The sequence below is a fragment of the Streptomyces fructofermentans genome, assembly GCF_014651055.1.
GTDB classification, from domain to species: domain Bacteria; phylum Actinomycetota; class Actinomycetes; order Streptomycetales; family Streptomycetaceae; genus Streptomyces; species Streptomyces fructofermentans.
In genome coordinates, this window is record NZ_BMWD01000001.1 from 662,284 (window position 1) to 674,340 (window position 12,057).

Here is a 12,057-nt window from a genome sequence, read left to right on the forward strand (position 1 = left end):
CGAGCAATGACCCACCAGTGGCGCGGAATCATCGAGGAGTACCGGGACCGGCTGCCGGTCTCCGACTCCACGCAGGTCGTGACGCTCCGTGAGGGCGGTACGCCGCTCGTGCCCGCGCAGGTGCTCTCCGAGCGCACGGGCTGCGAGGTCCATCTCAAGGTCGAGGGCGCGAACCCGACCGGGTCCTTCAAGGACCGCGGGATGACCATGGCCATCACGCGGGCCAAGGAGGAGGGCGCGAAGGCCGTCATCTGCGCCTCCACCGGCAACACCTCCGCCTCCGCGGCGGCCTACGCCGTACGGGCCGGGATGGTCTGCGCCGTCCTCGTGCCGCAGGGCAAGATCGCCCTCGGCAAGATGGGCCAGGCCCTCGTGCACGGCGCGAAGATCCTCCAGGTCGACGGAAACTTCGACGACTGCCTGACGCTCGCGCGCAGCCTGTCCGACAACTACCCGGTGGCACTGGTCAATTCGGTGAACCCGGTACGGATCGAGGGCCAGAAGACCGCCGCCTTCGAGATCGTGGACATGCTGGGCGACGCGCCCGACATCCACGTCCTGCCGGTGGGCAACGCGGGCAACATCACCGCGTACTGGAAGGGCTACACGGAGTACGCGGCCGACGGCGTCGCCGCCCGGAAGCCCCGCATGTGGGGGTACCAGGCGTCGGGCTCCGCGCCGATCGTGCGCGGCGAGGTCGTCAAGGACCCCTCGACGATCGCCACGGCGATCCGGATCGGCAACCCGGCCTCGTGGAAGTTCGCGCTGGCCGCGCGCGACGAGTCGGGCGGCCTCATCGACGAGGTGACGGACCGTGAGATCCTGCGCGCCTACCGCCTGTTGGCCGCACAGGAGGGCGTGTTCGTCGAGCCCGCGTCCGCCGCGTCCGTCGCCGGTCTGCTGAAGGCCGCCGAGCAGGGCCTGGTCGACCCGGGCCAGCGCATCGTCTGCACGGTGACCGGAAACGGCCTCAAGGACCCCGACTGGGCCGTGGCCGGCGCCCCGCAGCCCGTGACGGTCCCGGTCGACGCCGCCACGGCCGCCGAGCGCCTGGGTCTCGCGTAACGAGGGACCCCGTCCTCCGACGGCCGCAGCGAGTGAGCCGAAGGGGCGCGCCTGCCGTGGCGCCCCGGAGGCGGACCGAGGTCCGGCCGAAAGGGGGTGCACAAGGGGCTTGCGACACGCATCGTGCGCCTCCTGTGCGCCCTATGTCGCCACGGAACCTTCCTTCGATAGGCTGTACCGAACCCACCCGCCGCATATGCCGCGGTGCCGTGCAGTCCTCGCGGCCCTTGGGTCTCCCGCAATTTCCGTACGTCTCGCAGGATTTCGACAATCTCGCAGCTCAAGCTCAAGGAGAGTCATCGAGCGATGGCCGGTCCAGCGTTCCGCGCCGCCGCCGTCCGGGTGCGCGTCCCCGCCACCAGTGCCAACCTCGGCCCGGGCTTCGACGCCTTCGGCCTGTCACTGGGGCTGTACGACGACGTGGTCGTCCGGGTGGCCGACTCCGGCCTGAACATCGACATCGCGGGCGAGGGCGGCGAGACTCTCCCGCGCGACGAGAACCACCTGCTCGTACGGTCCCTGCGCACCGCCTTCGACCTGCTCGGCGGGCAGCCGCGCGGCCTGGAGATCGTCTGCGCCAACCGCATCCCGCACGGACGGGGTCTCGGCTCCTCGTCCGCCGCGATCTGCGCCGGCATCGTCGCCGCACGCGCGGTGACGATAGGCGGCGACAGCAGGCTCGACGACGAGGCGCTCCTGGAGCTCGCGACCGAGATCGAGGGGCACCCCGACAACGTCGCCGCGTGCCTGCTCGGCGGCTTCACCCTGTCCTGGATGGAGGGCGGTTCGGCGCGCGCGATCAGGATGGACCCCGCCCGGTCCGTCGTGCCCGTGGTGTTCGTACCGGGCAAGCCCGTACTCACGGAGACCGCCCGCGGACTGCTCCCGCGCAGCGTCCCGCACGTCGACGCCGCGGCCAACGCGGGCCGCGCGGCACTGCTCGTCGAGGCGCTGACCAGGCGCCCCGAGCTGCTGCTGCCCGCCACCGAGGACCGGCTCCACCAGGAGTACCGCGCACCGGCCATGCCGGAGAGCGCCGCGCTCGTGGAGCGGCTGCGGACCGACGGGATTCCCGCGGTGATCTCCGGTGCCGGACCCACCGTGCTCGCGCTCGCCGACGAGGCATCGGCCGACAAGGTCGCACGGCTCGCCGGAGAGGGCTGGGCGGCCAATCGGCTGGGCCTCGACGCCACGGGAGCGAGCGTGCTGCCGCTTGCTCCGTGACACACGGTTGCCGGATTTCGAGAGGGGGAATGTTTGTTGGATCCGGTAGTGTTAACCTCAAGTCTGCACCCGACCCCACCATGGCGAGGTGCTTCGTGTCCCCGTCCGGGACAACCATTCTTCCGGGAGCCTCCCAAACTGCTTTGTGCCATGCATTGGGTGCTACGCGCTGAGCGGTGCTGAGCACGCTCCGGAACCGGTGTGACCGAGCCGCCTGACACAGAACCTCAAGTGACACGGCTCCGGGAAACGCCATCCCAGAAATTCCCTCCGCCTTCGTGGCGGACCACCGCCCCGGCACGGTCCACACAGCAAGGACCACTGTCGGACAGCACAACCGGTCGCCGAGCCAGACAGGCCGACGTCCGCTCCAGGGAAGGACCCTTCGTGAGCGACACCACCGATCTGATGGGCGCACGTGTCGAGGAGACCGCTGCCGCGCCCGCCACGGACGCCTCCGCGCCTGCCACCGGTGCCGGCTCCCGTCGACGCCGCGGTACCGGCCTCGAGGGCATGGTGCTGGCCGAGCTGCAGCAGGTCGCGTCCGGCCTCGGCATCAGGGGCACCGCGCGGATGCGCAAGAGCCAGCTGATCGAGGTCATCAAGGAGGCGCAGGCGGGCGGGGGCGCGTCGGCCAAGGCCGAGGCCGCCACCGAGACCAAGCCGAAGCGCCGGACCACCTCGAAGGCGCGTACGAGCGACGAGGCCGCTCCCGCCGACAAGCCCGCCGAGGCCAAGGCCGAGAAGGCCGTCGCCCAGCAGCAGATCGAGATCCCCGGCCAGCCCGCCGGAGGCCCGTCCCGCGCGAGCGACGCCGAGCGTGGCGGAGAGGACGCCCCGGCCGAGCGCCGCAGGCGCCGCGCCACCTCCGACGCCGGCAGCCCCGAGACGATCGCCGCCGAGGCGAAGAGCGAGCCGAAGTCCGAGACGTCCGCCGCGCAGAACGACGCCGGCGACGGCGCCGAGGGCCGGCAGGGACGCCGCGACCGCCGCGACCGCGACCGTGACCGCGGCGGCCGTGACCGCGACCGCCGGGGCAAGGGCGACGAGCAGCAGGGCGGCCAGGGCGGACAGGGGGGCCAGGGCGGCAACCAGCAGCGCCAGGACCGCCAGGACCGTCAGCAGCAGGGCGGCGGCCGTCAGGACCGCCAGGACCGCCAGCGCGACAACGGCCCGCAGGACGACGACGACTTCGAGGGCGGCCGCCGCGGCCGCCGGGGCCGCTACCGCGACCGCCGGGGCCGTCGTGGACGCGACGAGTTCGCGACCAACGAGCCGCAGCTCGCCGACGACGACGTCCTGATCCCGGTCGCGGGCATCCTCGACATCCTCGACAACTACGCGTTCATCCGCACGTCGGGCTACCTGCCCGGCCCGAACGACGTGTACGTCTCCCTCGCCCAGGTCCGCAAGAACGGCCTGCGCAAGGGCGACCACGTCACCGGTGCCGTGCGCCAGCCCAAGGACGGCGAGCGCCGCGAGAAGTTCAACGCGCTGGTCCGCCTCGACTCCGCGAACGGCATGGCGGCCGAATCCGGCCGCGGGCGCCCGGAGTTCAACAAGCTGACGCCTCTCTACCCGCAGGACCGGCTCCGCCTGGAGACCGACCCGGGCGTGCTGACCACGCGGATCATCGACCTCGTGTCGCCGATCGGCAAGGGCCAGCGCGGTCTGATCGTGGCCCCGCCGAAGACCGGCAAGACCATGATCATGCAGGCGATCGCCAACGCGATCACGCACAACAACCCCGAGTGCCACCTGATGGTCGTCCTGGTCGACGAGCGTCCGGAAGAGGTCACCGACATGCAGCGGTCGGTGAAGGGCGAGGTCATCTCCTCGACCTTCGACCGTCCCGCCGAGGACCACACCACGGTCGCCGAGCTCGCCATCGAGCGTGCCAAGCGCCTGGTGGAGCTGGGCCACGACGTCGTCGTGCTGCTCGACTCGATCACGCGTCTGGGCCGTGCGTACAACCTCGCGGCGCCCGCCTCCGGCCGCATCCTCTCCGGTGGTGTCGACTCGACCGCGCTGTACCCGCCGAAGCGCTTCTTCGGTGCCGCGCGCAACATCGAGGACGGCGGCTCGCTGACCATCCTCGCGACCGCGCTCGTCGACACCGGGTCCCGCATGGACGAGGTGATCTTCGAGGAGTTCAAGGGCACCGGCAACATGGAGCTCAAGCTCGACCGGAAGCTCGCCGACAAGCGCATCTTCCCGGCGGTGGACGTCGACGCGTCCGGCACCCGCAAGGAGGAGATCCTCCTCGGCAGCGACGAGCTCGCCGTCACCTGGAAGCTGCGTCGCGTGCTGCACGCGCTCGACCAGCAGCAGGCGATCGAGCTGCTGCTGGACAAGATGAAGCAGACGAAGTCCAACGGTGAGTTCCTGCTCCAGATCCAGAAGACGACTCCGTCGGCGGGCAACAACAACGACTGACGTCCGCAGGGCTTGAAGCACCGGGGCCGCCCCCGTCACATCGGTGACGGGGGCGGCCCCTTGCCGTTGCCGGTGCGCGTGTCCGTCCGTGCCTTCGCACTCCGTCGGTACGGAACCGAACTGCGCACTCCGATACGGGACTTGGGTGGTGGCCCGCCGCGGGTACGGGGTCGCGCCGAGTGCGCCGTCGGCCGCGGGGGCGGTCCACCGGCAGCGGGCGCGGGTCCTCCGGAGCCACCTCCCTGCGTGCCCCGACCTCGCGGTCGCGCCACCTCTGGCTGCACCTCCCCGCGTGGCCTCCCCGCCGCCACCACCTCCGGACGGCCCCCTCCGAGCCGCCCCACAGGCCAGGCTCGTGCCGTTCGGTCGGCGTCCGGCCGGCGGCGCGGCGTGGAGCGGATGTCACCGGCAGTGGCGCCGGGCGAGACTTTCGCCACGGGCATCGGGGCCGGCCCCGGACGCGGCCGGTACGGCGTTCCCGGCCGACGTCGCAGGTGAGCGCCCCGCCGCCGGCGTCCACCGATCACGCAACGTGCCCGCCGCGCTACGTGGTGCCCGCGTCGCGCCGTGCGAACCTTCCAGGGTTTCCCCGTCCGACCGTACGGAGTGACCATGGAACGGAACGCCTCGTCACGACCGGACGGGCCTAGCCCTTGAAACAGGGGGTAACCGACCGCAGAGAGATCGAGGAGCACATGTCAGCCGAGAGCACACCGGAACCCGGCACCCCGGGCGAATCCGGGACCACGGGCCCCCACGACGGGGGCAGCGGCCGCCGCACCCCGCGGAGCGGCCGCCGCAAGGCGCTGCTCGCCACGGCCTGGGCCGCGGCCGGCGTCCTCGTGCTGGGCGGCACCGGGCTCGGATACCTGTACTTCCGGCTCAACGACAACATCGCGAGTGTCGACATCAACCAGGCCCTCGGCAGCGACCGGCCCCTGGACGTCGACAACGGCTCGCAGGACATCCTCGTGCTCGGCTCCGACAGCCGCTCCGGCGGCAACAAGAAGCTCGGCGGCGGCGCCGACGACGGCAGTGCCCGCTCGGACACCGCGATGATCCTGCACGTCCACGAGGGCCACAAGAAGGCCAGTGTCGTCTCCATACCCCGTGACACGCTCGTCGAGAGGCCCGCCTGCACGGACGCCGAGGGCGTCAAGCACGCCGCCGCCGACGGGGTCATGTTCAACTCGGCGTACGCGACCGGGGGCGCGGCCTGCGCCGTGAAGACCGTCGAGTCGATCACCGGCATCCGCATGGACCACTACATCGAGGTCGACTTCAAGGGCTTCAGGAAGCTCATCGACGGCCTCGGGGGTGTCGAGGTCACCACGACCGAGGACATCAGCGACAAGGAGAGCCACCTCGAGCTGGAGGCCGGCACGCACCGGCTCACCGGCGAGGAGTCGCTCGCCCTGGTCCGCACCCGGCACGGTGTCGGCGACGGCTCCGACCTCGGCCGGATCCAGCTCCAGCAGGCGTTCCTCAAGGCACTGGTCGACCAGGTCGAGGAGATCGGCGTACTGACCAGCCCGAAGAAGCTGTTCGACCTGGCCGACACCGCGACCAACGCCGTCACCACCGACTCCGAGCTCGACTCGGTCGACGGCCTCGCCTCGTTCGCCAACGGCCTCAAGCGCATCGGCTCCTCGAACATGAGCCTGGTCACCATGCCGGTCCAGTACGACCCGGCGGACGGCAACCGCGTCCTGCTCGACAAGGACAAGGCGCGACTGGTCTGGGACGCCCTCAAGGACGACCGGGCCATCCCGAAGGCGGCCGGGAAGGGCACCGCCACGGGTGACGCGAAGGACGTCGTCGGCCCGGGCTGACCCCTCGGGAATAGATCACCGCCGTCCCCGGTTTTGGGGGATGCGGCCAGTCCTGGCAGACTGGTACGTCGGCTCCGGTTCACGCACCCGCATCCCGCGGTGGCGACCCGGCGCCCTCCCGAAACTAGGAGACACCCTTGAAGCGCGACATCCACCCCGAGTACGTCGAGACGCAGGTCAGCTGCACCTGTGGCGCGTCGTTCACCACCCGCAGCACGATCTCCAGCGGCACCGTCCGTGCCGAGGTCTGCTCCGAGTGCCACCCGTTCTACACGGGCAAGCAGAAGATCCTCGACACCGGTGGCCGTGTGGCCCGCTTCGAGGCCCGCTTCGGCAAGGCTGCGGCTGCCAACAAGTAGCGAGCACACAGCGCCGGTCTCCGGCGCCCCCGCGCAGGGGGCGCCGGGACCGGCGCTTTGCGGTGCAGCCCCCTCCCCGCGCGCCCGACGCAGTTCGAGCGGGGGAGACCCCCATGCCGTACCTACGTCCCCGTGCCCGAGAGGCGACCGGGGGCAGCCCATTGGAGCCGGAGATGTTCGAGGCGGTCGAGGAACTCATCGGCGAGCACGCCGATCTGGAGACGAAGCTCGCTGACCCGTCGGTCCACGCCGACCAGGCCAACGCGCGCAAGCTCAACAAGCGCTATGCCGAGCTGACTCCGATCGTCGCGACCTACCGCTCGTGGAAGCAGACCGGGGACGACATCGGGACGGCGAAGGAGTTCGCCGCCTCGGACCCCGATTTCGCCGCCGAGGTCAAGGAGCTGGAGAAGCAGCGCGAGGAGCTCACCGAGAAGCTCCGGCTGCTGCTCGTCCCCCGTGACCCCAGCGACGACAAGGACGTCATCCTGGAGATCAAGGCGGGCGCCGGCGGCGACGAGTCCGCCCTGTTCGCCGGTGACCTGCTGCGCATGTACCTGCGGTACGCCGAGCGCGTCGGCTGGAAGACCGAGATCATCGACTCCACCGAGTCCGAGCTCGGCGGCTACAAGGACGTCCAGGTCGCCGTGAAGACGAAGGGCGGCCAGGGCGCCACCGAGCCCGGCCAGGGAGTCTGGGCGCGCATGAAGTACGAGGGCGGGGTGCACCGCGTGCAGCGGGTGCCCTCGACCGAGTCGCAGGGCCGCATCCACACCTCCGCCGCCGGAGTCCTCGTCACGCCCGAGGCCGAGGAGGTCGACGTCGAGATCCACGCGAACGACCTGCGGATCGACGTCTACCGCTCCTCCGGGCCCGGCGGCCAGTCCGTCAACACCACCGACTCCGCGGTGCGCATCACGCACATTCCCACCGGAGTCGTCGCCTCCTGCCAGAACGAGAAGAGCCAGTTGCAGAACAAGGAGCAGGCGATGCGTATCCTGCGCTCCAGGCTCCTGGCCGCGGCGCAGGAGGAGGCCGAGCGGGAGGCGGCGGACGCCCGCCGCAGCCAGGTCCGCACCGTCGACCGCTCCGAGAAGATCCGTACGTACAACTTCCCGGAGAACCGCATCTCGGACCACCGCGTCGGCTTCAAGGCGTACAACTTGGACCAGGTGCTCGACGGAGAGCTCGACGCCGTGATCCAGGCGTGCGTCGACGCGGACTCGGCGGCCAAGCTCGCCGCGGCGTAAGCCACGCCCCGGCACCCACCCGTACGACGGACAACAGCTCAGTCCCGGAGGACCAGCGTGAACCTGCTGCTCGCGGAAGTGGCCCAGGCCACCCAGCGGCTGGCCGACGCCGGCGTGCCCTCGCCGCGCAACGACGCCGAGGAGCTCGCGGCCTTCGTGCACGGCGTGAAACGGGGCGAGCTGCACACCGTCAAGGACACGGACTTCGACGCCCGCTACTGGGAGGTGATCGCGCGCCGCGAGGCCCGCGAGCCGCTCCAGCACATCACCGGCCGGGCCTTCTTCCGGTACCTGGAGCTCCAGGTCGGGCCGGGCGTCTTCGTACCGCGCCCGGAGACCGAGTCGGTCGTCGGGTGGGCCATAGACGCCGTCCGCGCGATGGACGTCGTCGAGCCGCTCATCGTCGACCTCTGCACCGGTTCCGGCGCCATCGCCCTCGCCATGGCGCAGGAGGTGCCGCGCTCGCGCGTGCACGCGGTGGAGCTGTCCGAGGACGCCCTGCGGTGGACCCGCAGGAACGTCGAGGGGTCCAGGGTCGACCTGCGCCAGGGCAACGCGCTGGACGCCTTCCCCGACCTCGACGGCCAGGTCGACCTCGTCATCACCAACCCGCCGTACATCCCGCTCACCGAGTGGGAGTACGTGGCGCCCGAGGCCCGGGACTACGACCCGGAACTCGCCCTGTTCTCCGGCGAGGACGGCCTCGAACTGATCCGCGGCCTGGAGCGCACCGCGCACCGGCTGCTGCGGCCCGGCGGCGTGGTCGTCGTCGAGCACGCCGACACCCAGGGCGGGCAGGTGCCGTGGATCTTCACCGAGGAGCGCGGCTGGGCCGACGCCGCCGACCACCCCGACCTCAACAACCGGCCGCGGTTCGCGACCGCCCGCAGGGCGATGCCATGAGCGCGGCGACTTCTTGCGTGGACGACGTGGACATCGTTAATGGCGCGGCCGACGGGGCCCGCGTGTTCGAGGAGGCTTGCTGACATGGCACGGCGATACGACACCAACGACGCGACCGACCGCGCCACCGGTCTGCGCGAGGCCGCGTCCGCCGTCCGCCGCGGCGAGCTGGTGGTGCTGCCGACCGACACCGTCTACGGGATCGGCGCCGACGCGTTCACCTCGGAGGCCGTCTCCGACCTCCTGGAGGCCAAGGGCCGCGGCCGCAACATGCCCACGCCCGTCCTCATCGGCTCGCCGAACACGCTGCACGGCCTGGTCACCGACTTCTCCGAGATGGCCTGGGAACTGGTCGACGCCTTCTGGCCGGGTGCCCTCACCCTCGTCGCCCGCCACCAGCCGTCGCTCCAGTGGGACCTCGGGGACACCCGCGGCACCGTCGCCGTGCGGATGCCGCTGCACCCGGTCGCCATCGAGCTGCTGACCGAGGTCGGCCCGATGGCCGTCTCCTCGGCGAACCTCACGGGACACCCGGCTCCCGAGGACTGCGACGCCGCACAGGGCATGCTCGGCGACTCCGTCTCCGTCTACCTCGACGGCGGCCCGACCCCCGGCATCGTCCCGTCCTCGATCGTGGACGTGACGGGAAAGGTCCCCGTCCTGCTGCGGGCGGGTGCCCTGACGGCCGAGGAGCTGCGCAAGGTCGTACCCGACCTCGAGGTGGCGAATTGACAGCCCCTGACTCCTCCAGGCCGCCCGCCTCGCCCGACCGGGGGGCAGCCCCATGCGTGGCATAGGCACGGGGGCCTACGGCGACGGCGTCACGGGGGACTCCTTCCGCATCCTCCACGTCAGCACCGGCAACGTGTGCCGTTCGCCCATCACCGAGCGGCTGACCCGGCATGCCCTCGCGGACCGGCTCGGCGACCCCCTGTGGGGCGGTCTGATCGTGGAGAGCGCCGGCACCTGGGGGCACGAGGGCGCCCCGATGGAGGCCAACGCGGAGACGGTCCTCGCCGACTTCGGGGCGGACCCCGCCGGGTTCGTCGGCCGCGAACTCCTCGACGAGCACGTCATCAGGGCCGACCTGGTGCTGACGGCCACCCGCGACCACCGCGCCCAGGTCATCTCGATGGGCCACTCCGCGGGGCTGCGCACCTTCACGCTGAAGGAGTTCACCCGCCTGGTCAGGGCCATAGACCCGGCCACACTGCCCCCGCTGGACGACGGCATGGTCGGCAGGGCCCGCGCGCTGGTGCGCGCCGCGGCGGCGCTGCGCGGATGGCTCCTGGCCCCGACGGCCGAGGCGGACGAGGTCTACGACCCGTACGGCGCACCGCTGCCGTTCTTCCGCTCGGTGGGGGACGAGATCCAGCAGGCGATCGATCCCGTGGTCACCGCGCTGACGGGTGTGCCGGCCCGCACCTGAGCCGGACGGTCGCGGGCGCGGCCCGGACGCAACACCGGGCGCGGCGGGGGACACGGTTCTACATTGGACGTAGCGTCCCCCCGAGGCCCGGAGTCCGCCATGCCGGTCACACCCATGCTTGAGAGCCCGCTGTCGGCCGACGTGCTCGGCCGGCAGGATCCGGAGCTGGCCGAGATCCTCCTCGCGGAGCGGGAACGGCAGTCGACGACGCTCCAGCTGATCGCCGCGGAGAACTTCACCTCGCCCGCCGTGCTCGCCGCGCTGGGCTCCCCGCTGGCGAACAAGTACGCCGAGGGCTACCCCGGAGCCCGGCACCACGGCGGCTGCGAGCTGGTCGACGTCGCCGAGCGGACCGCCGTCCGGCGCGCCCAGGCGCTCTTCGGTGCCGAGCACGCCAACGTGCAGTCCCACTCGGGGAGTTCGGCCGTGCTGGCCGCGTACGCCGCCCTGCTGCGGCCGGGGGACACCGTCCTCGCGATGGGCCTGCCGTACGGCGGCCACCTCACCCATGGCTCACCCGCGAACTTCTCCGGCCGCTGGTTCGACTTCGTCGGGTACGGCGTCGACCCCGAGAGCGGGCTCATCGACCACGAGGAGGTCCGCGCCCTGGCCAGGAAGCACCGGCCGAAGGCGGTGGTGTGCGGTTCGATCTCCTACCCGCGCAACATCGACTACGCGGCCTTCCGCGAGGTGGCGGACGAGGTCGGGGCGTACCTGATCGCCGACGCCGCGCACCCCATCGGGCTGGTCGCCGGGGGAGCGGCCCCGAGTCCGGTGCCGTACGCCGACGTCGTGTGCGCGACGACCCACAAGGTGCTGCGCGGTCCGCGCGGCGGAATGCTGCTGTGCGGGAGCGGGCTGGCGGAGCGGGTGGACCGCGCGGTGTTCCCCTTCACGCAGAGCGGCGCGCAGATGCACACGGTGGCCGCGAAGGCCGTCGCGTTCGGCGAGGCGGCGACGCCGGCGTTCACCGCGTACGCGCATCAGGTGGTCGCGAACGCGCGGACGCTCGCGCGCGCCCTGGCCGCGGAGGGACTCGGCATCACCACCGGGGGCACCGACACCCATCTGCTGACCGTCGATCCCGGGCCGCTCGGAGTCGACGGGCGCACCGCCCGCGGACGTCTCGCCGCCGCGGGCATGGTGCTCGACACCTGCGGGCTGCCGCAGCCGGGCGGACGGGGCCTGCGCCTCGGCACGGCGGCGGTCACCACCCAGGGGATGGGGGAGAGCGAGATGGCGCGGATCGCCGTGCTGTTCGCCACGGCCCTGCGGGACGAGTCCGCCGGTCGCGGGGTACGTGAAGAAGTGCGGGACCTCACGGGGAGATTTCCGCCCTACCCCGGCTGAGGGCCGTCCCGGTACGGGTCGAATTCGGGCGGTCCGGCGGTGCGGCGGGGTGCCGCGGCGGTCGTCCTGAGCCCGCCGGGGACCACGGGGCAGCACCCGGGGGAGGGTGCGGGGGCGGGCGGGCACAGCCACTCGTGCAACCATCGGCCCTACCCGGAAGTCCCCAACCGTATGCACACGAAGCTAGGGTGTGGGGCTGAGATGGCCAG

Annotated in this window: 10 protein-coding genes; all 10 read left to right on the forward strand. The window is 71.9% G+C overall.

Translation table 11 applies throughout. The features are described 5' to 3' along the window. Positions 1 to 6 precede the first annotated feature (6 nt). The 10 genes from thrC to glyA all read left to right on the forward strand — a co-directional run bounded on the left by thrC (position 7) and on the right by glyA (position 11,848). Positions 7 to 1,065 (forward strand): threonine synthase, encoded by a 1,059-nt coding sequence (gene thrC, locus IE265_RS02795; RefSeq protein ID WP_190033635.1) that lies wholly within the window; start codon positions 7 to 9, stop codon positions 1,063 to 1,065. Positions 1,066 to 1,371: 306 nt separating this feature from the next. Next, complete coding sequence (thrB, locus tag IE265_RS02800; protein WP_190033636.1) at positions 1,372 to 2,289, forward strand: homoserine kinase; 918 nt, start codon at positions 1,372 to 1,374, stop codon at positions 2,287 to 2,289. Between the two features lie 387 nt (positions 2,290 to 2,676). After that, a complete protein-coding gene (rho, locus tag IE265_RS02805) occupies positions 2,677 to 4,725 on the forward strand; it encodes a transcription termination factor Rho (protein WP_190033637.1) in 2,049 nt (682 codons plus the stop codon). A 695-nt stretch (positions 4,726 to 5,420) separates the two neighbouring features. Further along, complete coding sequence (locus IE265_RS02810) at positions 5,421 to 6,557, forward strand: LCP family protein (protein ID WP_190033638.1); 1,137 nt, start codon at positions 5,421 to 5,423, stop codon at positions 6,555 to 6,557. A gap of 137 nt (positions 6,558 to 6,694) precedes the next feature. Next, the gene (gene rpmE, locus IE265_RS02815; protein ID WP_100595864.1) at positions 6,695 to 6,916 is read left to right on the forward strand and encodes a 50S ribosomal protein L31; all 222 of its coding nucleotides are present in this window, start codon (positions 6,695 to 6,697) and stop codon (positions 6,914 to 6,916) included. A 173-nt stretch (positions 6,917 to 7,089) separates the two neighbouring features. Continuing rightward, entirely contained in the window at positions 7,090 to 8,166 is a 1,077-nt protein-coding gene (gene prfA / locus IE265_RS02820) for a peptide chain release factor 1 (protein WP_190033765.1), read from the forward strand. Positions 8,167 to 8,223: 57 nt separating this feature from the next. Beyond that, positions 8,224 to 9,069, forward strand: a complete 846-nt coding sequence (gene prmC / locus IE265_RS02825) for a peptide chain release factor N(5)-glutamine methyltransferase (protein ID WP_190033639.1) — start codon at positions 8,224 to 8,226, stop codon at positions 9,067 to 9,069. 84 nt (positions 9,070 to 9,153) lie between these two features. Further along, entirely contained in the window at positions 9,154 to 9,801 is a 648-nt protein-coding gene (locus IE265_RS02830; RefSeq protein WP_190033640.1) for an L-threonylcarbamoyladenylate synthase, read from the forward strand. A gap of 52 nt (positions 9,802 to 9,853) precedes the next feature. Continuing rightward, positions 9,854 to 10,498 carry an arsenate reductase/protein-tyrosine-phosphatase family protein gene (locus tag IE265_RS02835; RefSeq protein ID WP_190033641.1) on the forward strand — a complete coding sequence of 215 codons (645 nt, stop codon included), beginning with the start codon at positions 9,854 to 9,856 and terminating at the stop codon, positions 10,496 to 10,498. Positions 10,499 to 10,597: 99 nt separating this feature from the next. Then, a complete protein-coding gene (gene glyA, locus IE265_RS02840) occupies positions 10,598 to 11,848 on the forward strand; it encodes a serine hydroxymethyltransferase (protein WP_190033642.1) in 1,251 nt (416 codons plus the stop codon). Positions 11,849 to 12,057 lie beyond the last annotated feature (209 nt).

Excerpts from the sequence above, each read along its gene's own strand:
- IE265_RS02830 (WP_190033640.1), top strand. The coding sequence starts at position 9,154 with ATGGCACGGCGATACGACACCAACGACGCGACCGACCGCGCCACCGGT.
- IE265_RS02835 (WP_190033641.1), top strand. The coding sequence starts at position 9,854 with ATGCGTGGCATAGGCACGGGGGCCTACGGCGACGGCGTCACGGGGGAC.
- thrC (WP_190033635.1), top strand. The coding sequence starts at position 7 with ATGACCCACCAGTGGCGCGGAATCATCGAGGAGTACCGGGACCGGCTG.
- prfA (WP_190033765.1), top strand. The coding sequence starts at position 7,090 with ATGTTCGAGGCGGTCGAGGAACTCATCGGCGAGCACGCCGATCTGGAG.
- thrB (WP_190033636.1), top strand. The coding sequence starts at position 1,372 with ATGGCCGGTCCAGCGTTCCGCGCCGCCGCCGTCCGGGTGCGCGTCCCC.
- IE265_RS02810 (WP_190033638.1), top strand. The coding sequence starts at position 5,421 with ATGTCAGCCGAGAGCACACCGGAACCCGGCACCCCGGGCGAATCCGGG.
- glyA (WP_190033642.1), top strand. The coding sequence starts at position 10,598 with ATGCCGGTCACACCCATGCTTGAGAGCCCGCTGTCGGCCGACGTGCTC.